The sequence below is a fragment of the Streptomyces canus 299MFChir4.1 genome, assembly GCF_000383615.1.
Lineage (GTDB): Bacteria > Actinomycetota > Actinomycetes > Streptomycetales > Streptomycetaceae > Streptomyces > Streptomyces canus_C.
Map to the genome: position 1 here is coordinate 613,609 of NZ_KB911582.1, position 25,304 is coordinate 638,912.

Here is a 25,304-nt window from a genome sequence, read left to right on the forward strand (position 1 = left end):
ACTGACGATCTTTTGGTTTCTAGTTGGCGAATTCCGAGCCCAGACGGGCCTTCGCCGCGGTGGTGCCGAGGAGGGTGTGGCCGAAGGTGAACGTGCCGTCAGGCCCCAGGATGGTGGCCGGAATCGGCACCCCACCGGGCGAGACGACGTACTGGCCCCGGGACCGGAAGGACCACACGGACCCCGCACCAGCGTTCTCGCCGGGCGCGCCGACCGCGACGTCGGCCAGTCCGTCGCCGTTCGCGTCACCCACATGGACGGCTCCGCCGAAGGCGTCGCCCTTCTCGGTGGCCCCCGGGACCCCCGGACTGTCCTGCGTGACCACCTGGTGGGAGCCCACTCCGGTCAGCCCGTCGGCCCGGCCGCTCAGCACGACGACCGCGCCGGCGTCCTTGACGGAGTTCGGTGCGGTGGCGGGGCCCAGGTCCTCGCCGGGCACGCCGGTGACCACGTCGAGGAAGCCGTCCCCGTCGACGTCCGCGAGTTGCACGTCGGTGCCGAAGCGGTCGCCCTTCTCGGCGGTGCCGGGGACGCCGGGGCTGTCCTGGTTGACGGCCTGCTCCGCCACTCCGTCGGGAGCGCCCGAGGTGCCGGGTATCCAGGTGACCCGGCCGCCCTTGGCCCGGTAGGCGTCGTGGTCGCTCTCGTAGCCGTCGACGGCCCGGCCCACCACGATGTCGGCGTAGCCGTCCCGGTTCACGTCCCCGACCGCGAGGTTCTCGCCGCCCTGGAGCGCGGCGCCGTCGATGTCCCAGACCAGGGTCCAGGGCGTGAGGCCGTCCTTGGTGCCCCACCAGTACGCGATCCGCCGGGAGTCGAAGGTGTCGGTGCCGGTCTGGGCGGCAACGACGTCGGTGATCCCGTCGCCGTTGAGGTCGCCGACGTCGAGGTCGAGGACGCGGCTGTCGTACCTGTCCTTCACCACCTGGCGCTTCCCGGTGGCGGAGCCGGAGCGGGTGAAGGGGCCGCCGGTCGCCACCAGGCCGTACCGGTCCACCGCCGTCAGCAGATCGGTCGCGCCGTCCCCGTCGACGTCGGCCGCAGCGAGGTGGCCCTGGGCGCCGAGCCCTTGGCCGGCCGCACCGGAGGCGAGGGTGGCACCGCCCGCCAGACCGCGTGCACCGCCCCAGACGACCTGCACCCGGCCCGAGCCCCTGTCCTCGCCGCCCACGCCCACGATCAGGTCGGTGTACCCGTCCCGGTCCAGGTCGGCGGTGGTGAGCGCGCTGCCGAAGCGGTCGCCCGCCTCGGAACCGCCCGGGACGCCCGCCGTGTTCTGGCTGAACACCTGCTTCGTCGAGGACTTCAGGCCGCTCGCCGAGCCGTACAGCACGCCGACGAAACCGGCCTTCGCCCGCCCCGCGACGGTCCCGTCGGGCGCGGCCACCGCGAGGTCCGCGTAGCCGTCCCCGTTGAAGTCGTCCCGCACCTGGTGAGGGGCGGCCGCGGCCCCCGCGGTGGCGGGCAGGGCGACCGCACCGCCGACCGCCAGGACGACGGCGAGTGCCGTGCGCCATCCTCTTCGTTGTACGCGCATGCCGCGTCCCTCCTGTGACGGTCGTACGGATTGCTCCGTACGACTCACAGGAAGGGCGGTTGGTTGTCCTCAGGGATGACGGGACGTCACCCGGCGTTCACTCAGAAGGGTTCGAAGTCGTCGAACTCCTGGGCCGCCTCGTCCCGTTCGGCCTGCTTGTCGCGTCGGCGCTGGGCGGCGGGCCGGGGCTCCTCGAAGCGGTGGTCCTCGCCGCGCCGGCCGAGCATCTCGGCGCCGGCCATGACGGTCGGCTCCCAGTCGAAGACGACGGCGTTGTCCTCGGGGCCGATGGCGACGCCGTCGCCCGAACGGGCGCCCGCCTTCATCAACTCCTGTTCCACACCGAGGCGGTTGAGGCGGTCGGCGAGGTAGCCGACGGCCTCGTCGTTGCTGAAGTCGGTCTGCCGCACCCAGCGCTCCGGCTTCTCGCCGCGCACCCGGAACAGCCCGTCCTCCTCGCGGACCACGCTGAAGCCCGCGTCGTCCACGGCCTTGGGCCGGATGACGATCCGGGTCGCCTCCTCCTTGGGCCTGGCGGCCCGCGCCGTGCCGACCAGGTCGGCGAGCGCGAAGGAGAGCTCCTTCAGCCCCATGTGGGCGACGGCGGACACCTCGAAGACGCGGTAGCCGCGCGCCTCCAGATCGGGCCGCACCATCTCGGCGAGGTCCTTGCCGTCCGGTACGTCGATCTTGTTCAGGACGACGATGCGGGGACGGTTGCCGAGGCCGCCGTACTCCTTGAGCTCCGCCTCGATGATGTCGAGGTCGGAGACCGGGTCGCGGTCGGACTCCAGCGTGGCGGTGTCCAGGACGTGCACGAGGACGCTGCAGCGCTCCACGTGCCGCAGGAACTCCAGGCCGAGGCCCTTGCCCTGGCTGGCGCCCGGGATCAGGCCCGGCACGTCCGCGATGGTGTAGACGGTGTCGCCCGCGGTGACCACGCCCAGGTTCGGGACCAGCGTGGTGAAGGGGTAGTCGGCGATCTTCGGCTTGGCCGCGCTCAGCACCGAGATCAGCGAGGACTTGCCCGCGCTCGGGTAGCCGACCAGTGCCACATCGGCGACCGTCTTGAGCTCCAGGACGATGTCCTGGAGGTCGCCGGGCACGCCGAGCAGCGCGAACCCGGGGGCCTTGCGGCGGGCGGAGGCCAGCGCCGCGTTGCCGAGACCGCCGCGGCCGCCCTGGGCGGCGACGTACGACGTGCCGTGCCCGACCAGGTCGGCGAGGACGTTGCCCTGCCGGTCGAGGACGACGGTGCCGTCCGGCACCGGCAGGACCAGGTCCTGGCCGTCCTTGCCGGAGCGGTTGCCGCCCTCACCGGGCTTGCCGTTGGTGGCCTTGCGGTGCGGGGAGTGGTGGTAGTCGAGCAGCGTGGTGACGGACTGGTCGACGGTCAGGATGACGTCGCCGCCCCGTCCGCCGTTTCCGCCGTCGGGACCGCCGAGCGGCTTGAACTTCTCCCGGTGGACGGAGGCACAGCCGTGACCTCCGTTACCCGCGGCGACATGCAGTTCGACGCGGTCCACGAAGGTGGTCATGGTTCGGTGCCTCCAAAAACGGTACGAGTACTACTTCAGTAACACGCGAAAGGCGGACCCGCCTTCCCACCAGGGAAGTGAGGTCCGCCTCGCGAAAGCTTCCGATCAGCTGCCTGAAGCGTCAGGCGACCGGAACGATGTTCACGACCTTGCGGCCACGGTGGGTACCGAACTCCACCGCACCGGCGTTCAGCGCGAACAGCGTGTCGTCGCCGCCACGGCCGACGCCCGCACCCGGGTGGAAGTGGGTACCGCGCTGGCGGACCAGGATCTCGCCCGCGTTGACGACCTGACCACCGAAGCGCTTCACGCCGAGGCGCTGAGCGTTGGAGTCACGACCGTTACGGGTGGACGATGCGCCCTTCTTGTGTGCCATCTCTCCTCAGTCCCTTACTTCGCAGCCGCGGGGATCTCAGTGACCTTGATCGCCGTGTACTGCTGGCGGTGGCCCTGACGACGGCGGTAGCCGGTCTTGTTCTTGTAGCGAAGGATGTCGATCTTGACGCCCTTGTGGTGGTCCACGACCTCGGCCTGGACCTTGATGCCGGCCAGGACCCACGGGTCGCTGGTCACAGCGTCGCCGTCGACAACGAGCAGGGTCGAGAGCTCGACCGTGTCGCCAACCTTGGCAGTGGAAATCTTGTCAACCTCAACGATGTCGCCGACAGCAACCTTGTGCTGGCGACCACCGCTGCGCACGATGGCGTACACGCGGATCTCACTCTCTCGCTCGGGAACGGCACCCCCGCAGTCCAGCCGCCCGGCAGAACGAGCGGCCTCTCCCGGCCAGAACAGCGACCCGAGAGGAAGAGGTTTACGGGGATGTGGCGTGTCACCAGTGGACACGCCGACGGTCTAGGTTACGGGGCCGCGGCCGAACGGGTCAAACCGGGCCCCGTCGCGTTCAAACCCACGCGTCAGGAGCCGAGGCTCTCCCGGTACGCCACGCACTCCTCGTAGGAGGGCAGCAGCCCCTGCTCACGGGCCTCGGCCAGGGTGGGCGCCTGCTCGTCCTTGGGCGAGAGCAGCGGGGCGACCCCGTCGGGCCACTCGATGCCGATCTCCGGGTCGAGCGGGTGGATGCCGTGCTCACGCTCGGGCGCGTAGCCCTCCGAGCAGAGGTAGACCACGGTGGCGTCGTCGGTGAGCGCCATGAACCCGTGGCCGAGTCCCTCCGAGAGGTAGACGGCGTGGTGGTCCTGGTCGTCGAGGCGGACGATCTCCCACTGGCCGAATGTGGGCGAGCCCACCCGGATGTCCACGATCACGTCGAGGATCGCGCCGCGCACGCACTTGACGTACTTGGCCTGCCCGGGCGGCACGTCGGCGAAGTGGATGCCGCGCAGGGTGCCCCGGCTGGAGACCGACATGTTGGCCTGGGCCAGCCCGAGCGAGTGTCCGGCGGCCTCCGCGAAGACGGGGGCCTTGAACCACTCGTGGAAGCTGCCCCGGCCGTCGGGGAAGACCTTCGGCTCGAACACCCAGGCACCGGAGATGGAAAGGGGTCGCATCGGGGGTCTCAGCCCTTCTTCTGGTTGGTCAGGGCGCGCTTGATGCGCCCGGCGGCCCGGCGCCACAGCGGGCGCGGCGCGGCGGCCTTCTTCTTGGGGGCGCTCGGAGCGGCCTTCTTCGTGGCGGACGGCGTGTGCCGGTCGATCACCTTGGCGGCGCCGTCGGCGTCCACCACGACATCGACGGGGAGCCGGGTCCACTTGCGCTCACCGCGGGCCGCGGAGGGCACCCCGACCCGGACCGCCCAGCGCATGCCGGTGAGCTTCTCCAGCGGCAGCGTGGCGGTGGCGATACGGCCGTCCAGCGTGGCGTCGGCCGGGTACTTGCCGACGTTCTTGCGCTCGAAGCGCAGCTGAACGGTGTCTCCGCCGGTCGCGGCGAGGTGCAGCGGCAGGGGCAGCCGTACGGCCGAGCCCTCGACGGTTCCCTCGGCGGGCGGCATGAAGGCGACCGCCTCGCCCTCCAGCTTGTTCGTGTGCTGGTCGACGTCGAGCGAGAGGTTGCCCGGTCCGTCGGTCCAGTACGGCAGGACGAGCCGCTGGGACTCGCCGGTGAGGGCGGCCAGGCGGCCGGTCTCGACGTCCTCGCCGCGCACCGCGCCGAGCCGGGTCTCCTTGCTCCAGCCGCAGGACTTGATCCTGAGGTGCAGGTCCCAGATGCCCTTGTCGAGCGGGGCGCCGGAGGCCGCGGTCTCGGGGTCGAGCTCGGCGCGGGCGGAGATCCGCTGGCGGAAGACCCCGTCCCCGGCCGCGATCTCGTGCAGCTCGCTCTTCACGGGCAGGTAGAACTGCCGGGCGTCCTCGCGGTGCCGGACCACCAGGTCCACATCGCTCTTGGCGAGCGGGGCGTCCAGCTTGATGCCCTGGTCGTCGAGTGCCTTGAGGGCCTCGTCGGACAGCGGCAGACCGAGCAGCCGGCGCGCGCCGTCCTGACGGAAGGTCATCGGCTCGTCGCCGATGTGCAGTTCGGAGTCGAAGCCGACCTTCAGGATGCCGTCCTGCCACTCCAGCGAGGTGAGTTCGCCGGTCGGCTTGATCCCGGCCTCCCACTCGGCGAGTGCGCGGATGTCCTGGTAGCGGTCGGCGAAGACCAGCCCCGCGACCACCTTCTGGGTGAGGCCGAGGCGGGCGACGACACCGGGCCCGAAGCGCTCGGTGACCACCTTGTGGATCTCGGTGTACAGCTCCTCGGCGTAGTCCTCGGGGAGCTTGAGGAGGCGCTTGCCGCGCAGCCGCTCGACCATCTCGTTGCGCAGCCAGCGGCTGAACAGCTTGTCGCGCAGCGCACCGGGCTCGGTCAGCGACTCGACGACGTCGAGGGCCTCGCGCAGGTTGCCGAAGTAGCCGACCGGGTCGAAGCGCTGGAAGCCGGCGTTGGAGCCGTCGTCACGGGTGATGTGGTAGTAGCACAGGTAGTCGCCGAGGACGGAGACGTTCTTCGCGCGCAGATAGGTCTCCACGACGAAGACGTGGTCCTCAAGGCGGCGGCGACCCTCCTTGAAGCGGATCCCGTGCTCGTTGAGGAACTCCCGCCGGAACATCTTGTGCGGGGTGAGGCTGTCGATCAGCGGCGCGTCGGCGACGGTGGCGCGCGGCCGGTTGACCCGGAACAGCTCCTGCGGGACCGGGCGTCCGATGCCCGCCATCTTCCCGACGACCACATCGGCCTCATTGGCCTTGCCGTAGTCGTACATCCGCTCAAGGGCCTCGTCGCCGAGCCAGTCGTCGTGGTCGACGAACATGACGTACTCGCCCTGGGCGGCCTCGATGCCGGTGTTGCGGGGCCTGCCCGACCAGCCGGAGGACTCCTGGTGGATGACGTGGAAGTGCGGGTGCTCGGCGGCGAGCTGGTCCAGGCGGGCCGGCGTCTCGTCGGTGGACCCGTCGTTGACGAAGAAGACCTCGAACTCGTCCGGGGTCAGGCTCTGCCGGAGCAGGCCCGTGATGCAGTCCTCGACGTACTTGCCGGGGTTGTAGACCGCGATGACGACGCTGACCTTGACCGTCACGCCGTGTTCTCCTTCAGATGGACCCGGTGGATCTCCGGGAAGGCCTCGGTGAGAGCCGTGCGCCAGTCGCGCAGCGGCTCGATGCCGGCCTCGGCGAACCGGCCGTGGCCGAGGACGCTGTAGGCGGGACGGGGGGCGGGGCGTACGAACGCGGCGCTGGTGGTGGGGCGGACCCGGTCCGGGTCGGTGCCGAGCAGCCGGAAGATCTCCTGGGTGAAGCCGTGCCAGGTGGTCTCGCCGGAGTTGGTGCCGTGGTAGACGCCGGCCGGGGCGGTGCCGGCCAGGGCGCCGAGGCCCAACTCGACCAGGAGGCCCGCGAGATCGGCGCTCCAGGTGGGCTGGCCACGCTGGTCGTCGACGACGTCCAGGGTGTCCTTGACGCCCTCCAGCTTGATCATCGTCTTGACGAAGTTGGGGCCGCCGGTGCCGTAGAGCCAGGCGGTGCGCACGACGTAGCCGCGCTCGGTCGCCAGGACCGCCTTCTCGCCGGCCAGCTTGGTGCGGCCGTAGGCGCTGCGGGGGGCGGTGGGCGCGTCCTCGGCGTACGGCGTGGTGGCGTCCCCGGCGAACACGTAGTCCGTGGAGACGTGCAGCAGGACGGCGCCGGTGCGGGCGCAGGCATCGGCGAGATTGCGCGGCCCGTCGCCGTTGATGGCGAGCGCCTCGTCCTCACGGGTCTCGGCGTCGTCGACGGCGGTCCAGGCGGCGCAGTTGACGACCACGGCGGGCCGGTGCTCTTCGAGAGCCGCGCTCACGGCGTCGGCGTCGGTGAGGTCCAGCGCCTTGCGGTCGAGGGCGACGAACCGCTCCCCCGACTGGGCCAGCCGGGCCAGGACATCCTGGCCCAGCATGCCGCCCGCGCCCGTGACCAGCCAGGTGCGGTTGTCGGTCACAGCGCGGCCCGCTCCTTCAGCGGCTCCCACCAGGCGCGGTTGTCGCGGTACCACTGCACGGTCTCGGCGAGGCCCTGCTCGAAGCTCTTGCGGGGCTCGTAGCCGAGCTCCTCGCGGATCTTCGTGCAGTCGACGGAGTAGCGGCGGTCGTGGCCCTTGCGGTCCTCGACGTACTCGACGCTGGTCTCCCAGTCGGCGCCGCACGCCTTCAGCAGCAGCCCGGTGAGCTCCTTGTTGGAGAGCTCGGTGCCGCCGCCGATGTTGTAGACCTCGCCCGCGCGGCCCTTGGTGCGCACCAGCTCGATGCCCTGGACGTGGTCGTCGATGTGCAGCCAGTCGCGGACGTTGCCGCCGTCGCCGTACAGCGGGACCTTCTTGCCGTCGAGGAGGTTGGTCACGAAGAGCGGGATGACCTTCTCGGGGAAGTGGTGGTGCCCGTAGTTGTTGGAGCAGCGGGTCACGCGCACGTCCAGGCCGTGGGTGCGGTGGTACGACAGCGCGATCAGGTCGCTGGACGCCTTCGCCGAGGAGTACGGCGAGTTGGGCTCCAGCGGGTGCGTCTCGGGCCAGGAACCCTCGTCGATCGAGCCGTAGACCTCGTCGGTGGAGATGTGCACGAAGGTCTTGATGCCCGCGCGGTGGGCCGCGTCGATGAGGGTGTGGGTGCCGACCACGTTGGTGCGCACGAACTCGGCGCCCCCGTCGATGGAACGGTCGACGTGCGACTCGGCGGCGAAGTGCACCACCTGGTCGTGCTCGGCCATCAGCTTGCCGACCAGCTCGGGGTCGCAGATGTCGCCCTGCACGAAGGCGAATCCGGGGTGCTCGCGCACCTCGTCGAGGTTGGCCGGGTTGCCCGCGTAGGTCAGCTTGTCGAGGACGGTGACCGAGACGTCACCGGGTCCCTCGGGGCCGAGCACGGTACGGACGTAGTGCGAGCCGATGAAGCCGGCACCGCCGGTCACCAGAATCCGAGTGGTCATGAAGAGATCTGCACCTTGCTGTGATCACCGAGCACGAGCCGGTGTGCCTTGGGGTTACGGGGCGCGGGCGTGACCTCGACGTCACGTCCGATGAGCGAGGCCTCCACGCGGCGCACGCCGGTCACGGACGAGCCGCGCAGCACGATGGAGTACTCGATTTCGCTGTCCTCGATCCGGCAGTCCTCGGAGACGGACGTGAACGGACCGATGTAGGCGTCGTTGACCACCGTGCCGGCACCGATGATGGCAGGCCCGACGATCCGGCTGCCACTGACGCTGGCACCCGCCTCGATGCGGACCCGGCCGATGATCTCGCTGCTCTCGTCGACCGTGCCCTCGTTCACCGGATCGACGGTCTCCAGGACCGACCGGTTGACCTCCAGCATGTCGGTGACGTTGCCGGTGTCCTTCCAGTAGCCGGAGATGGCCGTGGAGCGGACGTCACGCTTCTGGTCGATCAGCCACTGGATCGCGTGGGTGATCTCCAGCTCGCCGCGCCAGGACGGCTCGATGGAGCGGACGGCCTCGTGAATGGCCGGGGTGAAGAGGTAGACACCGACGAGTGCCAGGTCGCTCTTGGGCTGCTTCGGCTTCTCCTCCAGGCCCACCACGCGGCCCTCACCGTCGAGTTCGGCGACACCGAAGGAGGTGGGGTTGGGGACGCGGGTCAGCAGGATCTGCGCCTCGGGCCGCTCGGCGCGGAACTCGTCCACCAGACCGGTGATGCCACCGACGATGAAGTTGTCGCCGAGGTACATGACGAAGTCCTCGTCACCGAGGAACTCCTGCGCGATGAGGACGGCGTGGGCGAGGCCCAGCGGCGCGTCCTGCGGGATGTAGGTGACCTTGATCCCGAACTGGGAGCCGTCACCGACCGCCGCGCGGATCTCGTCCGCGGTGTCGCCGACGACGATGCCGACCTCGCTGATCCCGGCCTCGGCGATCGCCTCCAGGCCGTAGAACAGCACCGGCTTGTTGGCGACCGGCACCAACTGCTTGGCGGAGGTGTGGGTGATCGGGCGGAGGCGGGTGCCCGCTCCCCCGGAGAGCACGAGAGCCTTCACGAAAGTCCCTATTTGTCTAATTTAAGCGTCAATCTCGGCTCACATCATAACCCTGGGGACAGGACCGGGATTCACCGGCCATTCACATGATCGATCACCGGTTGACAACTTTCCGTCGGACGCAATACCCACAGAATCACGAAATCCGCCCCCGTCGAACCGGGAGCGGATTTCGATCTTCAGACGGCTGAAATTGTGCGGTGCCCGTGCGTCAGGACTCGTCGGCCGGGGTCGACACGGACTGCGGCGACTGCTGCTCGGCCGCCACCGTCTTCTTCGACGCCGCCTTCTTCGCGGTCGTCTTCTTGGCGGCGGTCTTCTTCGCGACCGTCTTCTTGGCGGCGGTCTTCTTGGTCGCGGCCTTCTTCGCCGTGGCCTTCTTGGCCGTCTTGCGGGCCGTCTTCTTGGCCGGAGCCGCCTCTTCGGCGGCCTCCTGCGCGTCGACCGGCGCCTCGGCCGACGGCACGACCACGACGGCCGCCTCCTCGGACGCGGTGGGCGCGGTGGCCTTGCGGACGGCACGGCGGCGCGGACGGGCCGGGGCGGCGCTCTCGGTGACGGCCTCGGGCTCGGCCGACGCGGTCGGCGGGGCCTCCTCGGCCTGTGCCTCGACCACCGGCGCGGCCTCGGCGACCGTCACCACGGCCGCCTCGGCACCCGCCGGGGAACCGGCCGGAGCCGACGCCCTGCGGGTGGCCCTGCGACGCGTACGGCCCTGGGGAGCGGCCTCGTCGGCAGCGGCGGGCTCGCTCGCAGCCGCGGCCTCCACGACGGGGTCCTCCGCGGCGACCGGCTCGGCCTGGGCCTCGGCGGCCGTCTCCGGCTGCACCGGACGCGCGATCTCCGCCTCGGCCGGTACGGCCTGAGCGGTCGGGACCTCGACGTCCTCGGAGACCTGGCTCTCCTGGTCGGCCGGCGCCTCGGCGCCACCCGACCTCCGCGCCCCGCCCCGCGGGGCACCGGCCGGAGCGGACGCCCGGCGGCCCGCCCTGCGACGGCCACGTCCGCGCGTGGCCGCGGCCTCCGCCTCGGCGACGCTGCTGTACAGCTCCTCGTCGGGGGCGAACTCGGTGGGCGTGAGGGCGATCGGCTCGGCCACCTCGGCGGCGAGCTCCGCCTCGGTCTCGACCTCGATGTCCTCCGGCGCCTCCAGGGCGGCCGCGGCCTCGTGGGTGTGCTCGTGCGTGTGCTCGTGCCCGTCGCCGCCGCGCCCGCGCTTCTTGCGCTTGCCGCCGCCACCGGCGGAGGTCGGCTGCTCCATGTGGACGATGACACCGCGGCCGTTGCAGTGGACGCAGGTCTCCGAGAAGGACTCCAGCAGGCCCTGTCCGACCCGCTTGCGGGTCATCTGGACCAGGCCCAGCGAGGTGACCTCGGCGACCTGGTGCTTGGTCCGGTCCCGGCCCAGGCACTCCAGCAGACGCCTGAGCACCAGGTCCCGGTTGGACTCCAGGACCATGTCGATGAAGTCGATGACGATGATGCCGCCGAGGTCGCGCAGCCTGAGCTGACGCACGATCTCCTCGGCCGCCTCCAGGTTGTTCCTGGTGACCGTCTCCTCCAGGTTGCCGCCCTGGCCGGTGAACTTGCCGGTGTTGACGTCGACGACGACCATCGCCTCGGTCCGGTCGATCACCAGCGAACCGCCACTGGGCAGCCAGACCTTGCGGTCCAGCGCCTTGGCGAGCTGCTCGTCGATCCGGTACGTGGCGAAGACGTCGACCTCGGAGGTCCACCTCTGGAGCCGGTCGGCGAGGTCGGGCGCGACGTGCGAGACGTATCCGTGGATGGTCTGCCAGCCCTCGTCACCGCTCACGACGACCTTGGAGAAGTCCTCGTTGAAGATGTCGCGGACGACCCGGACGGTCATGTCCGGCTCGCCGTAGAGCAGCGTGGGGGCGTTGCCGCTCTTGGCCTTCTTCTGGATGTCCTGCCACTGACCCTGCAGCCGCTCGACATCGCGGCGCAGCTCGTCCTCGCTCGCGCCCTCGGCGGCGGTGCGCACGATGACGCCCGCGTCCTCGGGGACGATCCTCTTGAGGATGGTCTTCAGACGCGCGCGCTCGGTGTCGGGCAGCTTGCGGCTGATGCCGGTCATGGAGCCCTCGGGGACGTACACCAGGTAGCGGCCCGGGAGGGAGACCTGGCTGGTCAGACGCGCGCCCTTGTGCCCGATCGGGTCCTTCGTCACCTGGACGAGCACGGGCTGGCCGGACTTGAGCGCGGACTCGATGCGGCGCGGCCCGTTGGCCATGCCGAGCGCCTCGAAGTTGACCTCACCGGCGTACAGCACCGCGTTGCGGCCCTTGCCGATGTCGATGAAGGCGGCCTCCATCGACGGCAGCACGTTCTGGACCTTGCCCAGGTACACGTTGCCGACGTACGAGGTGGCCTGCTCCTTGTTGACGTAGTGCTCGACGAGCACACCGTCCTCAAGGACGCCGATCTGGGTGCGCTCACCGCTCTGCCGGACGACCATCACGCGCTCGACGGCCTCGCGGCGGGCCAGGAACTCGGCCTCGGTGATGATCGGGACGCGGCGACGCCCCTGCTCGCGGCCCTCACGGCGGCGCTGCTTCTTGGCCTCCAGACGGGTCGAGCCCTTGATGGACTGCACCTCGTCGGACGGCTCGGCCTTCGCGCGCGGCTCGCGCACCTTGACGACGGTCCGCTCGGGGTCGCCGTCACCGGGCTCGGTTTCGGCGGTCGAGTCACCGGCCCGGCGCCTGCGGCGACGGCGGCGACGGCTGCTGGAACTGGAGCCGCCGGACTCGTCCGAACGGGCGTCCTCGTCGTCCTCGTCGTCGTGCTCGGCGTCGTCCTCGTCCTGCGCGGCCCGCCCGCTGTCCTCGGCGGGCTCGTCGGAGTCCTCCGCGGCCTCGTCAGAGGCCTCGGCGGACTCGCCGCGGCGACGGCGACGGCCACCGCGCCGACGGCGACGCCGCGACCCGGGCTCCTCGGTGTCGTCCGCGTCGGCGGAGTCCTCGGCGGCCTCGTCCGTCTCCTCTTCCTCCACGACGGTCTCGGCGGCGGTCTCCCGTACCTCGGGCTCGTCACCGGCACCCCGGCGCCGGCGGCGGCGCCGCGACCCGGTCTGCTCCTCGGCGATCTCCTCGACCGGCTCGACGACGGACTCGTCCGGCTCGCTGTCCCCGGCCTCCGCCTCCGCGGCGGCCTCGGCGGCGGCCCGCTGCGGGGTCTGGAACTGCGGCTCGGTGAAGACGGGCGCCTGGAACACGGCGACCGCGGGCCGCGCGGGCCGACGCGACGACCCGTCCTCCTCCTCGGCACCGGCAGCGGCACCGCGCCGCGCGGGCTCGGAGAACCCGGTGGCGGCCTGGCGGACGGACCGGCGACGGCCACGACGCGGGGCGGCCTCCTCGACGGGGGCTTCCTCGGTGGGGGCCTCAGCGGCGGGTTCCTGCACGGCGGGGACCTCGGCAACCGGCTCGGACGGCGTGGCCTCGACGGCCTCGCCCTCGGGGGCACCGGCAGGCGCGGAGACTCGGCGCGTGGCACGGCGGCGGGTACGACGCGGGCTCGCGTCCTCGGCATCGGCGCTCTCGGCGGGCGCTTGCGCGGCCACCGGCTCGACGGTCTCGGCGACCTCGACGGCGGCAGGCGCCGCGGCCACGGGCTCCGCGGCCTCCGGAGCACCGGCGGGCGCGGCGGCGCGGCGCGAGGCACGGCGGCGCGTACGCCCGGCGGGCGCGGCGGTCTCGGCAGCGGGCGCCTCGTCGGCGCTCTCGGCCACGGCAGGCGTCTCGGCGGTCACCACGGGCACCACGGTCTCGGCGGCCTCAGCGGCTGCGGCCTCACCGGCGGGCGCGGACACCCGACGGGTCGCGCGCCGACGGGTACGCCCGGCGGGCGGAGCCGCGTCCTCGACGGCGGGCGCGCTGTCCGCGGCCGCGGTCTCGGCGGGCGCCTCGGCGGCCACCGCGGGCACCACGGTCTCGGCGGCCTCGGCGGCCTCGGTCGCCGCGGGCGCCCCGACGGGGGCGGACGCCCGGCGCGTCGCACGCCGACGCGGACGCCCGGCGGGCGCGGCGGCCTCGGCCGGCTCCTGCGCCTCAGGGCTCTGGGTGTTCTCGACGTTCTCGTCGAGCTTCTCCTCCTCGTCCGTGACGAGGTCATCGGCCTCCGCAACCGGTATGGCCGGAGCGACGACCTCCTCGCCGCCCGGGGCGGCGGCGACCGGCGGTCCCGCCGGCCTGGAGGCGGCACGGCGCCGACGACGCGGCGGCAGGGTGTCGCTCGGAGTGTTCTGTTCGGAACCCTCGATGGGTTCGGTCGGTTCGAGCATGCGGGCTTGTCTCCCGTCAGGCTCCCGGGCGCCGCGCCTGGTCCGGCGAAGATGCCGGTGACGTCCGCGGCTCGCGCGATGCGCGGTGCCGCCGTCCGGGGCGCGGGCGCCGCACGGGAGCTCTCTGTGTCCTGTCTCGCCGGTTCCGTACGCCCTTGTTGGGTACGGCCTGGCGAAAGTCTTGTGGTCAGTGCACTGCCCGACCCAGGTGGCTCCCGAGTCCGAGGGCTGCGCTACGACGCCCGTCCTTCGCGGGACCTTCCTTACGCCGGCGCCTTCGCGGCGGCAGTCGGTTCGGCCTTTGAGTGGGCCTCGGCTGCCTCGCGGTCGGGCGCGAGCGGGTCGGTCACCGTGCCGGTCTCTTCATCGAGCAGCCCCTGCGCCAGCCTGGTCACCGCTGCGGGGACCGGCGGCGCCAGGTCGGCCACGGCGCGGAGACCGGACAGGACGTCGTCGGGTCGTACGGCAGGCGTCACGTGCCGAACAACCAGCCGCAGTATCGCACAGGGCTGCTCGGTCGGCCTATCAGCAGGTTCACTGTGCGTTTCAAGTTGTACGACCGCGGGGCGGGCGTCGAAGGTCCTCAGGCCGTTCTTGGTGGTGCGCTGGACCTCGACCGCCTCGGCGGCGTTGAACGCGGCGACCGCGCGCCCGACCTCGGCCGGGTCCACGCCGTCCAGCCTGAGCTCCCACACGGAAGCGGTGAGCCGGTCGGCGAGTCCCGAGGTGCGGGCCTCGACCGCGTCGACGACGTCCAGCCCGGCGGGCAGCGACTCGTCGAGGAGGAGCCGCAGCTTCTCCGGGTCGCGCGCCTGCGTGAGCGCGATCTCCAGGTACTCCGCCTCACTGCCCGTGCCGGTGGGTGCGGCATTGGCGTACGACACCTTCGGATGCGGCGTGAACCCCGCCGAGTACGCCATGGGCACCTCGGCACGGCGCAGCGCACGCTCGAAGGCACGCTGGAAGTCACGGTGGCTGGTGAACCGGAGGCGGCCGCGCTTGGTGTAGCGCAGTCGGATGCGCTGCACCGCCGGTGCGGGCGGCGGGCCTTCGGGCTGTCGCTTGCCCAGTGTCGCTCAGTCCTTCGTGAGTGCGGTCGTACTACTACCAAGAGTACGTGTGTCGGCGGCCGTCGGTTCCCGCCGGGCCACCGGCTCACGCTCACGGGTGTCCGCGTCCGCGCCGAAGAGCATCCGGCGGACGTCGGCCCGGGTCTGCCGTACGGACTCCCGGGCGGAGGCGAGCGTGGCCCGGGTGATCCGGCCCACACTGCGCGCGGCCTCGGCGACGGGACGCAGCACCGTGTCCCGGATCACGTGTCCGACGGGGGTCAGGATCTCGCGGTACACCCAGCGCACCGGCTCGACGAAGACCCACCGGAAGAGGGTCCCGAGGAACCGGCCGACGGCGAGGGAGATGTGCCCGGCGATCCGCCAGGCGTGCCCGAGCGCGTCCCACACCTCCCGGCCGACGACGGCGAGGGCTCTTCCCACAGGCGCGAGGATCCAGCGCCACAGGGCGACGGCGGGCAGCACGAGCAGGATCCGGGCGATCCAGTACAGGCCGACACCGATACCGGTGACGACGGCGCCCGCCAGCCACGCGAGCCCCCTGGCGCACCAGACGATCGCGCGCCCCACCGGCGTGAAGATCCAGGCGAGTACGGCTCCGACGCCCTTGAGGAGCCATACGATCCCGTGCCCGACCGGAGTGAACATGCGCGTGTACACCCACGTCAGCCCGGCCGCGATGCCCCGCAGGACCCACGCGATCCCCCGCACGACGGCCGCGATGCCGTGCCCGATCACTGTGAAGATCCAGACGAGGCCTGCGCCAAGGCCCTTGAGGAGCCACACGATGCCGTGCCCGACCGGAGTGAGCACGCGCGCGTACAGCCACGTCAGGCCGGCACCCACTCCCCGCACGGTCCAGGCGATGCCGTGCCCGACCGGCGTCAGCACATACCGGTACAGCCACGCCAGAGGGACGACGAGGAGCACCTTGCCGAGCCACCCGACCGCCTTGGCGAGCGGCACGACCAGGTATCGCCACAGGGCCACGCAGGGCCAGACGACCAACGCCCGCCACAGCGGCCGCAGCACGCTGTCCCGCAGGAAGCGCCCCACCACCACGAGCGCGTCCCACACGAGCCGCACGGGCACGACCAGCACGAGCACCACGATGCGTACCGGGATACGAATCGCCACCGTCAGACATCCCTCGGGCGGGGGCGCCTGCGGCGCGGGCTGCTTCTCCAGGTCCATAACGACGTAGACGCCTCAGTTCCCCGTACGGATCCAGTACCGCAGCTTTAAGCCGCGCCGGTCCTCGAATTCTCCGCCATTGGCCTCGATCACCTTACGAGACGCGGTGTTGGTGGCGTCACAGGTCACCAGGGCCCGGTCGACGCCGAGTTGACGGCAGACGGGCAGGGCGGCCGCGAGCATGGCGGTGGCGTGTCCCCGTCGCCGGGCGCCGGGTCGGACCACGTACCCGATGTGGCCGCCGAGTTCCAGCAGGTGCGGGGTGAGCCGGTGCCGTATCGAGAGCCTGCCGAGGAAGGTGTCGCCCTCGACGTACCAGAGGTTCGTCATCGGCACCCAGTCCGGCCGGCGCGGCCGCCGCGTCTCCGCGCGCAGCATGTCCACGAAGGCCGCGAACCCCGCGGGCTCCCGCAACACCTCCGTGTCCCGTCCGATCCACCCGCTCTCCAGGACGGCCGGGTCCTGGCCCGCTTCGGTGAACTCGCGTACGGCGTCGAGGTAGGAGGCGTGGAACCGGACGTCGGGCACGGTCAGCTGCGGCATCACCCCATGATGGCGAGACCGCGGCCCGCCCGGCCACGGATTTGCGCGGGCCCGCGGTGCCGGCCGCCGTGAGAGCCCGTGCACTATGTCCCCATGATTACGCTTACGAAGGAAGACGGCCCCGCCGACCTGGACGGCGTGACCCATCTGTCCATAGGGGTCTCCTGGGACCCCACCGCGGGTGCCAGTGGCGGGGTGATCGGCAAACTCCGCCGCAAGAGCGGCACGGACCTCGACCTGATCGCCATCGCCATGCACGACGGCGACCCGGTGCGCCTGGCGGGCCTCGACTCGCTCGACCCCATAGGCAACGGCTCCCTGCTCCACAGCGGCGACAACCAGACCGGCCACGGGGACGGCGACGACGAGACGGTCACCGTCGAGTTCGCGAAAATCCCGCCGCACATCACCTCGATCGTGTTCGTCGCCGCCGCCTACAAGAAGGGCAGCTCCTTCCAGAAGGCCCGCAACATCAGCTTCAAGGTCTACGACGCCACCGGCGGCAGCTCCCAGCAGGTCGCCGACATCTGGCCGAGCATGCTGACCACGGACAACGGCTGCGCGGTCGCCAAGGCGGTCCGGGTCGGCACCACCTGGAAGCTCGAGGTCATCAACACCACCGGAAAGATCAAGCAGGGCGACGAACTGGCCCTGATGCGCTTCGCCGTGAGCAAGTAGCGGGTGGGAGCAGCGAGATGCCGAGGGGCGGGGCCAGGCCGTCAACGGCCCTCCCCCTCACCTCTTGTCTCTTTCCACCGGTGAATCGACCGGTGAATCGACCGGTGAATCGACCGGTAAATCGACCGGTAAATCGACCGATGAATTCCGAAGCCCCACAGGGTCTGCCCCCGCACAGGAGAAAGCCGCGTACGCACTCTGTGAGGGACCCATGACCGCACACGCACTGCCTCCCGTCGTCGACGCCGCGACGTGGGAGCACCGACTCGAGGAACTGCGAGCCCGGGAGAAGGCCGCGACGCGCGAGCTCGACGCCGTCGCGGCCGAACGCCGTCGCCTCCCGATGGTCGAGATGCCCGACTACACACTGGAGGGCGAGGACGGCCCGGTCCGCCTGGCGGACGTCTTCGAAGGCAAGAGCCAGCTGATCGTCTACCACCACATGTGGTTCGCCGGCCAGGAGTGGCAGTGCCCGGGCTGCACCGGCTTCACCTCGCAGTACACCCGCCTGGAGTTCCTGGACAACTACGACGCACGCTTCGTGATCGTCACCCAGGGCCCGATCGAGGAAGCGCTCGCCTACAAGGAGCGGGTCGGCAACAAAATGCCGTGGTACTCCACCGCGAACAGCCCCTTCGGGACCGACGTCGGCGCACCGCCCGACGGAGGATTCGCGGTCAATGTCTTCCTGCGGGACGGCGACACCGTCCACCGCACCTGGCACACCAACGGCCGCGGCACCGAACAGCTCAGCCACACCTTCGCCCTGATCGACCTCCTCCCCTACGGCCGCCAGGAGGAATGGCAGGACTCCCCCGAAGGCTGGCCCCAGTCCCCCACCTACAGCCGCTGGGCCACGTCCAAGGACATCGCGGCGCTCTACGGCCCGAACACGGTCGACGGTCGCTGAGCCCGCCCCCGGGCGGGGGCGCCACGCCCTGCTCCCCTCGCCCGGGCGGTCCATACTGATGGCAGGAGTGACGCCGCCCTTCGCGCGAGGAAGGTGAGTGCGCCCATGTGCCGCTGGATCGCCTACTCAGGTACGCCCGTCCTTCTCAGCCACGTCCTGTTCGAGCCTCGCCACAACCTGATCGACCAGAGCCTGCACTCCCGCATGGGGGTGGAGACCACCAACGGCGACGGCTTCGGCGTCGGCTGGTACGCACAGGAGCTCACCACACCGGCGGTGCTACGGGACGTGGGCCCCGCCTGGAACAACCGGAACCTTCAGGAAGTCGCTCACCACGTCCGCTCCGGTCTGTTCTTCGCCCACATCAGGGCGACGACCGGAACAGCCGTCCAGCAGACCAACTGCCACCCCTTCCGCAGGGACCGCTGGCTGTGGATGCACAACGGCATGATCAACGAGTTCCATCGGCTCAGACGCGACCTGGCCCTGGCCGTCGACCCGGCCCTCTACCCCGAGATGGAGGGCTCCACCGACTCCGAGCTGATGTTCTACCTGTCCCTGACCTTCGGCCTCACCGAGGACCCGCCGGGTGCCGTGGCCCGCATGGCCGGCCTGGTGGAGGAGACGGCACGCAGACACGGCGTCCCCCACCCCCTCCAGATGACCGTCGCCCTCGCCGACGGCGACCGCCTGTGGGCCTTCCGCTACTCCAGCGAGGGCGCGTCGCGGTCCCTCTTCTACAGCACCCGGGTGGACTCCCTGCGCGCCCTCCACCCGGACGCCGCCTTCCTCCGAGACGCCGGGGAAGAGACCCGCCTGGTCGTCTCCGAGCCCTTGGGCGACCTGCCCGGCGCCTGGAACGAAGTACCCGAGAGCAGCTACGGCATCGTCCAGCCGGGCGAGGACGTGCTCCACCCGTTCCAGCCCCAACTCCCCTAGCCGTAGCATCGGGGCGCCGCCGCTACCCCGTGGGCATCCTGGGCACTGGTGGTCCCAGGACAGCCGACGAGAGGGGCCCGGTCACGCGGGTCGCCCCGAAGCGATCGCCACCGTGAACTCCACCCCTGGAGCCTGTCCGAGGCACTGAGCACGCCGCGGGCATCGGTGTGCTCGTGTGCTGACTCGGCTGTAGGAAATCAGCTGATCGATCGCAAAAAGGTCGTTTCGTGCCGAAGGTCGATGGGGACCCGCACCAAACGCCGTCGGAGCGCTGAAGGTCGGCCTGGCGGGCCGACGGCCCGAACCACTGTTCCGCCTGATCCGGGTGAACGGCCCGCAGAGACGTGCCGGAGCCACGCCCCCGTCCCAGCACTTCCGAGAGTCAGGCTCTTTGTGCGTCCCATCACCGCCGTGCAGCCGTCATGCCGCGGCACCGAGGGAAGTCATCATGAAAGCAGCGGTATATGAAGGTCCGCGAACGGTCACAGTGAAGGACGTACCGGACGCGAAGATCGAGCATCCCTGCGACATCATCGTAAAGATCACCACCACCAACATCTGCGGTTCGGACCTGCACATGTACGAGGGCCGCACTTCGTTCGAGTCCGGCCGTACCTTGGGACACGAGAACATGGGCCAGGTCGTCGAGGTCGGCTCGGCCGTCCGTAAGGTTCAGGTCGGTGAGTACGTCGTCCTGCCCTTCAACATCGCCTGCGGCTTCTGCAAGCAGTGCGAGCGAGGTCTGACCAACTACTGCCTGACCATGCAGCCGGAACCGGCGCTCGCCGGAGCCGCCTACGGATTCGCCGACATGGGCCCCTACCAGGGCGGCCAGGCAGAACTGCTGCGCGTGCCCTACGGCGACTTCAACGCGCTGCGCCTGGGCGAGGACGCCGCCGAGCGGCAGACCGACTACGTGATGCTTGCCGACATCTTCCCCACCGGCTATCACGCCACCGAGATGGCCAACGTCAAACCGGGCGACCAGACGATCGTCTTCGGGGCCGGTCCCGTTGGGCTGATGGCGACCTACTCCGCCCTCCTCAAGGGCGCCGGCCGCGTCTGGGTGGCCGACCACCAGCCCGACCGACTGCGCAAGGCGGAGGAGATCGGGGCCATCCCCATCAACACCGCCGAGCAGAACCCGGCGGAGGTCGTCAAGGAGGCGACCCTCGGTCTGGGCGCCGACAACGGCTGTGAATGCGTCGGCTACCAGGCACACGACCCCGAGGGCCACGAGGACGCCAGCCTCACCCTCAACGGCCTCATCGACTCGGTCAGGTTCACGGGCGACATCGGCGTGGTGGGCGTGTTCCTGCCGCAGGACCCCGGCGGCAAGGAGGCCCAGGGGGAGCTGGAGGCCCAGGGCAAGGTCCCGATCGACTTCGGACTGATGTGGTTCAAGGGCCAGCGCATGGGCACCGGGCAGGCGCCCGTGAAGAGGTACAACCGGGCACTGCGGGACCTGATCGCCGGAGGGAAGGCGAAGCCGAGCTTCGTCGTCTCCCACGAGCTCGGTCTGGACGAGGCCCCCACCGCCTACGAGCACTTCGACGCCCGCGACGAGGGCTGGACCAAGGTGGTCCTGCATCCCAACGGACGGGGCAACGGCCACAAGAAGTAAGGCGACCGGAGACGTCGGCGGGTCCGCTCCCCCGGACCGGGCCGACCGACCGGTCACGTCCACCCCCGGCTTCGGTCGGGGGTGGACGGGCCGTCGGTCACCTGACCTCCCGTCACACCTGGGCGGCGGCGATCGCCCGAGTCCCGGCCGGGTCGGACGAACAGCTGACCCGTCGCCCAGCCTGCGCGTGCCCACGGACAGACCGGAGCCGCCCCGGCGTCGACCGCCGTACGCCAGTCACCCTTTCACCCTTTCACCCGAGCAATCCGCCTTCCCTTTCTCTGACCCCAGGTGGGGAGCGCCCATGACGACGACACCCGTTCCGCCTCCCGCCTCCGCCTTCAGGCACGACCGGCTCGTACGTGGCCTCGGCTGGGCCAGTGCACTCCGCAGGGCAAGATCGATCCCGCCCGGGTCATCACCCACCAGCTGCCCCTGACCGAGGCACCGACGCCATGAGGGCCGCTCGGGTTCACAGACCAGGGAACCTGACATGGTGCGACCCCTTGCTCGGAATGCGATGTTGCCCCCTCCAGTGAATGCTGGAGAAATGAACTTGCACCACCAGCCCGAGCACACGTTCCAGATCGACAACCGGCTCGTCACGATGGGTGCCGTACTCACCGCGGCCGGGGCCCTCCTGTCCGGCGCCGGCATGGCCGTTATGGCATTCGCCGCGGTCAAGGCGGGCAAGCGCATGATCCGCAACATGGACGTGCCTCCCTCCCAGCAGGCGGCCATGAAGTGGCAGAAGGCCAAGGAGGCCTCCCGAGCGGGCATGGATGCCTGGCACTCCGCGTCCGACGCGTGAGTATTTCGGGTGGCCTGGCCCGGCACCCGGATGAACCACAGGAGTCGTCGTCGCCCTGAGGCTGGTGCCGCGACGCCGTGAGTCCTGCTCAGAAGCAGGCGCTCACGGGCCGCTGCGGTTGGTGGGGGCTACTCGTCGTCGGCGCTGAGTCCAAGCCCGAAGGCCTCGCCGATGGCGCGGGCCGCGGAAACCACCCGGGCGCTGCCCACCACGGGGGCGATCGCCACGAGCGTGCCCTGGATCCTCTCCAATGGCACGCCGATTTCCGCGGCGGTGCCGATGTTGAGGAGGTAGGAGGGCGCGGACGCATCCATGGCCACCAGGGCCGCGATGCGTGCCAACAGATACGTCTCCTGGTCCAGTCCCGACCGCTCGAAGGTGTCGAGGGTCATCTGGACGAGCGTCTCGAACACAGGAGCGTCGGCTTCAGCGAGGGCGGCGACGCCCTCTGCCCCTGTCTTGACTTCCGCCATGGTTCGTTTTCCTTTCCGGGCGGTGGTGCGATGCACCTTCAGGAGATCCCGGCACGGCGTCGTCGGCATCACCCGGGAAAGGTGATCGCCCGTTCGCGGCGAGGGGGGTACCGCCCGTCCAGGCGCGGACAGCCCGCTGCCGAACGCCCGGGTCAGGCCACTGCCCGCGGCGCATCTCCGAGGTGAACGGTCCTCGTCCGGAACGAATCCCCCGAGGCGGCTGATGCGCGGACCGATCCAGTCCCAACACCAGCTTCGGGACGTGTCACCGTGATCCACAGGGCCGACCCTCCGCAACAGCGACGATGAACCCCCGAACGCGGCCGCCGGCGTGCAGCGCGAAGAGGGCGATGTCGAGCGCGCGGTCTCCAGGAAGGCCACCGCTCGTGGCCAGTTGAACCGGCGCAGGCACTGCCCACGCCCTCAGTAGCTGGCAGTCCGGTCAAAGCTGGTGACGTTCAGCTTGATGCCCTTCACGCTCTTGAGCGTCGTGAAGAACTCACCCCGCGCCGTCTGGCCGGGTTGCACGTTGGTCTCGAACTCCGAACCGTCCCCCACGCGAGTGCCGTCGGCGTCGACCGCTTCCCAGTCCCAGGAGTAGTCGGACTTCGCGCTGCTGCTGTTCTTGATCGTCCAAACGAGCCAGATGTCGGTGATGCCGGCTTGCGAGCGGTCGTCGAGCCTGAAGCTGACGAGGTCGGCTCGTTCCCCCTCCGGCTCCTGTGTCCGCCCCTGCTGCTTCTTCGCGGTGGGACTCGTACTTGGCGCAGAGGTGGTGCCCTCGTCCTTGTCCCCCGACGCGATCACCAGCACCACGATGACAATGACGACCACCGCGGCCAGAGCGCCTGCGCACCCCCAGAGACAGCCACGGCCCCGTCGCTTCTTCTGCGGCGGCCCAGGGGGTGAGGTCCACTGCCCGGGAGGGGGAGAGGCCTGACCCGGGCTTCCCCACCGAGAACTGCCCCCAGACGGCTCGCTCGCTGCCATGGCGCCTCCTCCGTAGCGGATATCGCCACGCTAGGAAGCCAAGCGACACGTCGCGAACCGAGAGCATCCACTCAGGCGACACCTGCCGAGTACGGGACTCTCCTCGACTGGCACCCCCTCAGACCCACGCCACCTCGGAACGGACAACCGCCGACCCTCTCCGCACCAAGTGCCCTCAAGACAGCAGCCGTCTCCTCCTCGCTGCCGTCCCCCAGGGCATCCACAATGCGCCGCAACGCCTCACTCACGTCAGTGCGTGTGACCACTCGAAGCCGGCGCCGGAGCAGCGTTCTTGACCGTCAGCGGAAGCAACTTCTTCCCGGTCGGGCCGATTTGGATGGCCGTGTCCATCTGCGGACACACCCCGCAGTCGAAGCAAGGCGTCCACCGGCAGTCCTCGACCTCCGTCTCGTCGAGGGCGTCCTGCCAGTCCTCCCAGAGCCAGTCCTTGTCGAGGCCGGAGTCGAGGTGGTCCCAGGGGAGGACTTCCTCGTACGTCTTCTCGCGGGTCGTGTACCAGTCGACGTCCACGCCGAAGGCGGGCAGCGTCTTGTCGGCGCAGGCCATCCAGCGGTCGTAGGAGAAGTGCTCGCGCCAGCCGTCGAAGCGGCCGCCGTCCTCGTAGACGGCGCGGATCACGGCGCCGATACGGCGGTCGCCGCGGGACAGCAGGCCTTCCACGATGCCCGGCTTGCCGTCGTGGTAGCGGAAGCCGATCGAGCGGCCGTACTTCTTGTCGCCGCGGATCTTGTCGCGGAGCTTGGCCAGGCGGGCGTCCGTCTCCTCGGCCGAGAGCTGCGGGGCCCACTGGAAGGGGGTGTGGGGCTTGGGGACGAAGCCGCCGATCGAGACCGTGCAGCGGATGTCGTTCTGGCCGGAGACCTTGCGGCCCTCGGCGATCACCTTGGTCGCCATGTCGGCGATCTGGAGGACGTCTTCGTCGGTCTCCGTGGGCAGGCCGCACATGAAGTACAGCTTCACCTGGCGCCAGCCGTTGCCGTACGCCGTGGAGACGGTCCTGATCAGGTCCTCTTCCGAGACCATCTTGTTGATGACCTTGCGCATGCGCTCCGAGCCGCCCTCGGGGGCGAAGGTCAGGCCGGAGCGGCGGCCGTTGCGGGTCAGTTCGTTCGCCAGGTCGACGTTGAAGGCGTCCACGCGGGTGGAGGGGAGGGACAGGCCGATCTTGTCCTCCTCGTACCGGTCCGCCAGGCCCTTCGCGATGTCGCCGATCTCCGTGTGGTCCGCCGAGGACAGGGAGAGAAGGCCCACCTCCTCGAAGCCCGTCGCCTTCAGGCCCTTCTCGACCATGTCGCCGATGCCCGTGATGGAGCGCTCGCGGACCGGGCGGGTGATCATGCCCGCCTGGCAGAAGCGGCAGCCGCGGGTGCAGCCGCGGAAGATCTCCACGGACATGCGTTCGTGGACCGTCTCGGCGAGCGGGACCAGGGGCTGCTTGGGGTACGGCCACTCGTCCAGGTCCATGACGGTGTGCTTGGACACGCGCCACGGGACGCCCGACTTGTTGGGTACGACACGGGCGATACGGCCGTCCGGGAGGTACTCGACGTCGTAGAACGCCGGGATGTACACCGAGCCGGTCTTCGCGAGGCGGAAGAGGACCTCCTCGCGGCCGCCGGGCCGGCCCTCCGCCTTCCACTCGCGGATGATCTTCGTCATGTCGAGCACGGCCTGCTCGCCGTCGCCGATGATCGCCGCGTCGATGAAGTCCGCGATCGGCTCGGGGTTGAAGGCCGCGTGGCCGCCGGCCAGGACGATCGGGTCGTCGAGCGTACGGTCCTTGGACTCCAGCGGGATGCCCGCCAGGTCCAGCGCCGTCAGCATGTTGGTGTAGCCCAGCTCCGTGGAGAAGGACAGGCCGAACACGTCGAAGGCGCCCACCGGCCGGTGGCTGTCCACCGTGAACTGCGGGACCCGGTGCTCCCGCATCAGCGCCTCCAGGTCCGGCCACACGCTGTACGTGCGCTCGGCGAGGACGCCCTCCTGCTCGTTCAGGACCTCGTAGAGGATCATGACGCCCTGGTTGGGCAGTCCCACCTCGTACGCGTCCGGGTACATCAGTGCCCAGCGGACGTCGCAGGACTCCCACGGCTTGACGGTCGAGTTGAGCTCACCGCCGACGTACTGGATCGGCTTCTGCACATGCGGGAGCAGAGCTTCGAGCTGCGGGAACACCGACGCGGCGGTTTCGGCTGACATCTCGCACTTCC

21 protein-coding genes are annotated in these 25,304 nt (G+C 70.4%); 5 read left to right on the plus strand and 16 right to left on the minus strand.

The features are described 5' to 3' along the window. Window positions 1-19: 19 nt before the first annotated feature. The 13 genes from H293_RS0102760 to H293_RS0102820 all read right to left on the minus strand — a co-directional run bounded on the left by H293_RS0102760 (window position 20) and on the right by H293_RS0102820 (window position 16,648). The gene (locus H293_RS0102760; protein WP_020116352.1) at window positions 20-1,537 is read right to left on the minus strand and encodes an FG-GAP-like repeat-containing protein; all 1,518 of its coding nucleotides are present in this window, start codon (window positions 1,535-1,537) and stop codon (window positions 20-22) included. 101 nt (window positions 1,538-1,638) lie between these two features. After that, the gene (gene obgE / locus H293_RS0102765; protein WP_020116353.1) at window positions 1,639-3,075 is read right to left on the minus strand and encodes a GTPase ObgE; all 1,437 of its coding nucleotides are present in this window, start codon (window positions 3,073-3,075) and stop codon (window positions 1,639-1,641) included. Between the two features lie 121 nt (window positions 3,076-3,196). Further along, window positions 3,197-3,451: a 50S ribosomal protein L27 gene (rpmA, locus tag H293_RS0102770; protein ID WP_007381992.1), complete on the minus strand. Its 255-nt coding sequence runs from the start codon at window positions 3,449-3,451 to the stop codon at window positions 3,197-3,199. A 14-nt stretch (window positions 3,452-3,465) separates the two neighbouring features. Next, window positions 3,466-3,786 (minus strand): 50S ribosomal protein L21, encoded by a 321-nt coding sequence (gene rplU, locus H293_RS0102775; RefSeq protein ID WP_007381993.1) that lies wholly within the window; start codon window positions 3,784-3,786, stop codon window positions 3,466-3,468. 206 nt (window positions 3,787-3,992) lie between these two features. After that, window positions 3,993-4,586, minus strand: a complete 594-nt coding sequence (gene rfbC / locus H293_RS0102780; RefSeq protein ID WP_020116354.1) for a dTDP-4-dehydrorhamnose 3,5-epimerase — start codon at window positions 4,584-4,586, stop codon at window positions 3,993-3,995. Window positions 4,587-4,594: 8 nt separating this feature from the next. Further along, on the minus strand, window positions 4,595-6,595 hold the full coding sequence (locus H293_RS0102785) for a glycosyltransferase family 2 protein (protein ID WP_020116355.1): 2,001 nt from the start codon (window positions 6,593-6,595) through the stop codon (window positions 4,595-4,597). Next, entirely contained in the window at window positions 6,592-7,488 is an 897-nt protein-coding gene (gene rfbD, locus H293_RS0102790; RefSeq protein ID WP_020116356.1) for a dTDP-4-dehydrorhamnose reductase, read from the minus strand. The genes H293_RS0102785 and rfbD overlap by 4 nt, the downstream gene beginning before the upstream one ends. After that, entirely contained in the window at window positions 7,485-8,471 is a 987-nt protein-coding gene (gene rfbB / locus H293_RS0102795; RefSeq protein ID WP_020116357.1) for a dTDP-glucose 4,6-dehydratase, read from the minus strand. Before rfbB ends, rfbD begins: the two co-directional genes overlap by 4 nt. Further along, a complete protein-coding gene (locus H293_RS0102800; protein ID WP_020116358.1) occupies window positions 8,468-9,535 on the minus strand; it encodes a glucose-1-phosphate thymidylyltransferase in 1,068 nt (355 codons plus the stop codon). Before H293_RS0102800 ends, rfbB begins: the two co-directional genes overlap by 4 nt. 211 nt (window positions 9,536-9,746) lie before the next feature. Beyond that, the gene (locus tag H293_RS0102805; protein WP_020116359.1) at window positions 9,747-13,841 is read right to left on the minus strand and encodes an Rne/Rng family ribonuclease; all 4,095 of its coding nucleotides are present in this window, start codon (window positions 13,839-13,841) and stop codon (window positions 9,747-9,749) included. Window positions 13,842-14,104: 263 nt separating this feature from the next. Continuing rightward, a complete protein-coding gene (locus tag H293_RS0102810; RefSeq protein WP_020116360.1) occupies window positions 14,105-14,869 on the minus strand; it encodes a TIGR03936 family radical SAM-associated protein in 765 nt (254 codons plus the stop codon). A 48-nt stretch (window positions 14,870-14,917) separates the two neighbouring features. After that, window positions 14,918-16,105, minus strand: a complete 1,188-nt coding sequence (locus tag H293_RS0102815) for a phage tail tape measure protein (protein WP_020116361.1) — start codon at window positions 16,103-16,105, stop codon at window positions 14,918-14,920. 15 nt (window positions 16,106-16,120) lie between these two features. Further along, window positions 16,121-16,648 carry a GNAT family N-acetyltransferase gene (locus H293_RS0102820; protein ID WP_020116362.1) on the minus strand — a complete coding sequence of 176 codons (528 nt, stop codon included), beginning with the start codon at window positions 16,646-16,648 and terminating at the stop codon, window positions 16,121-16,123. A gap of 93 nt (window positions 16,649-16,741) precedes the next feature. Here H293_RS0102820 and H293_RS0102825 point away from each other — a divergent pair, with 93 nt between their 5' ends. From H293_RS0102825 to H293_RS0102845, 5 genes are all read left to right on the plus strand, one after another. Then, window positions 16,742-17,326, plus strand: coding sequence for a TerD family protein (locus H293_RS0102825; RefSeq protein ID WP_028807491.1), 585 nt, complete (start codon window positions 16,742-16,744; stop codon window positions 17,324-17,326). A 211-nt stretch (window positions 17,327-17,537) separates the two neighbouring features. Then, window positions 17,538-18,236, plus strand: coding sequence for a DUF899 domain-containing protein (locus tag H293_RS0102830; protein WP_020116364.1), 699 nt, complete (start codon window positions 17,538-17,540; stop codon window positions 18,234-18,236). Window positions 18,237-18,341: 105 nt separating this feature from the next. Beyond that, a complete protein-coding gene (locus H293_RS0102835) occupies window positions 18,342-19,175 on the plus strand; it encodes a class II glutamine amidotransferase (RefSeq protein ID WP_020116365.1) in 834 nt (277 codons plus the stop codon). 448 nt (window positions 19,176-19,623) lie between these two features. Further along, window positions 19,624-20,799, plus strand: coding sequence for a glutathione-independent formaldehyde dehydrogenase (locus tag H293_RS0102840; protein ID WP_028807492.1), 1,176 nt, complete (start codon window positions 19,624-19,626; stop codon window positions 20,797-20,799). A gap of 550 nt (window positions 20,800-21,349) precedes the next feature. After that, window positions 21,350-21,610: a hypothetical protein gene (locus tag H293_RS0102845; RefSeq protein WP_020116367.1), complete on the plus strand. Its 261-nt coding sequence runs from the start codon at window positions 21,350-21,352 to the stop codon at window positions 21,608-21,610. A gap of 128 nt (window positions 21,611-21,738) precedes the next feature. Here H293_RS0102845 and H293_RS0102850 read toward each other — a convergent pair whose 3' ends face one another. The 3 genes from H293_RS0102850 to H293_RS0102860 form a co-directional block, all read right to left on the minus strand. Then, window positions 21,739-22,083 (minus strand): carboxymuconolactone decarboxylase family protein, encoded by a 345-nt coding sequence (locus tag H293_RS0102850; protein ID WP_020116368.1) that lies wholly within the window; start codon window positions 22,081-22,083, stop codon window positions 21,739-21,741. Window positions 22,084-22,506: 423 nt separating this feature from the next. Then, window positions 22,507-22,899, minus strand: a complete 393-nt coding sequence (locus tag H293_RS0102855; protein ID WP_259294410.1) for a hypothetical protein — start codon at window positions 22,897-22,899, stop codon at window positions 22,507-22,509. 423 nt (window positions 22,900-23,322) lie between these two features. Further along, the gene (locus H293_RS0102860; protein ID WP_020116370.1) at window positions 23,323-25,293 is read right to left on the minus strand and encodes a TIGR03960 family B12-binding radical SAM protein; all 1,971 of its coding nucleotides are present in this window, start codon (window positions 25,291-25,293) and stop codon (window positions 23,323-23,325) included. Between the last annotated feature and the right edge of the window lie 11 nt (window positions 25,294-25,304).

What these genes read in the sequence shown, in the direction of transcription:
- H293_RS0102760 (WP_020116352.1), bottom strand. Translation starts at nt 1,537, where the DNA reads ATGCGCGTACAACGAAGAGGATGGCGCACGGCACTCGCCGTCGTCCTG.
- obgE (WP_020116353.1), bottom strand. Translation starts at nt 3,075, where the DNA reads ATGACCACCTTCGTGGACCGCGTCGAACTGCATGTCGCCGCGGGTAAC.
- rpmA (WP_007381992.1), bottom strand. Translation starts at nt 3,451, where the DNA reads ATGGCACACAAGAAGGGCGCATCGTCCACCCGTAACGGTCGTGACTCC.
- rfbC (WP_020116354.1), bottom strand. Translation starts at nt 4,586, where the DNA reads ATGCGACCCCTTTCCATCTCCGGTGCCTGGGTGTTCGAGCCGAAGGTC.
- rfbB (WP_020116357.1), bottom strand. Translation starts at nt 8,471, where the DNA reads ATGACCACTCGGATTCTGGTGACCGGCGGTGCCGGCTTCATCGGCTCG.
- H293_RS0102805 (WP_020116359.1), bottom strand. Translation starts at nt 13,841, where the DNA reads ATGCTCGAACCGACCGAACCCATCGAGGGTTCCGAACAGAACACTCCG.
- H293_RS0102815 (WP_020116361.1), bottom strand. Translation starts at nt 16,105, where the DNA reads ATGGACCTGGAGAAGCAGCCCGCGCCGCAGGCGCCCCCGCCCGAGGGA.
- H293_RS0102820 (WP_020116362.1), bottom strand. Translation starts at nt 16,648, where the DNA reads ATGCCGCAGCTGACCGTGCCCGACGTCCGGTTCCACGCCTCCTACCTC.
- H293_RS0102825 (WP_028807491.1), top strand. Translation starts at nt 16,742, where the DNA reads ATGATTACGCTTACGAAGGAAGACGGCCCCGCCGACCTGGACGGCGTG.
- H293_RS0102830 (WP_020116364.1), top strand. Translation starts at nt 17,538, where the DNA reads ATGACCGCACACGCACTGCCTCCCGTCGTCGACGCCGCGACGTGGGAG.
- H293_RS0102835 (WP_020116365.1), top strand. Translation starts at nt 18,342, where the DNA reads ATGTGCCGCTGGATCGCCTACTCAGGTACGCCCGTCCTTCTCAGCCAC.
- H293_RS0102840 (WP_028807492.1), top strand. Translation starts at nt 19,624, where the DNA reads ATGAAAGCAGCGGTATATGAAGGTCCGCGAACGGTCACAGTGAAGGAC.
- H293_RS0102845 (WP_020116367.1), top strand. Translation starts at nt 21,350, where the DNA reads ATGAACTTGCACCACCAGCCCGAGCACACGTTCCAGATCGACAACCGG.
- H293_RS0102850 (WP_020116368.1), bottom strand. Translation starts at nt 22,083, where the DNA reads ATGGCGGAAGTCAAGACAGGGGCAGAGGGCGTCGCCGCCCTCGCTGAA.
- H293_RS0102860 (WP_020116370.1), bottom strand. Translation starts at nt 25,293, where the DNA reads ATGTCAGCCGAAACCGCCGCGTCGGTGTTCCCGCAGCTCGAAGCTCTG.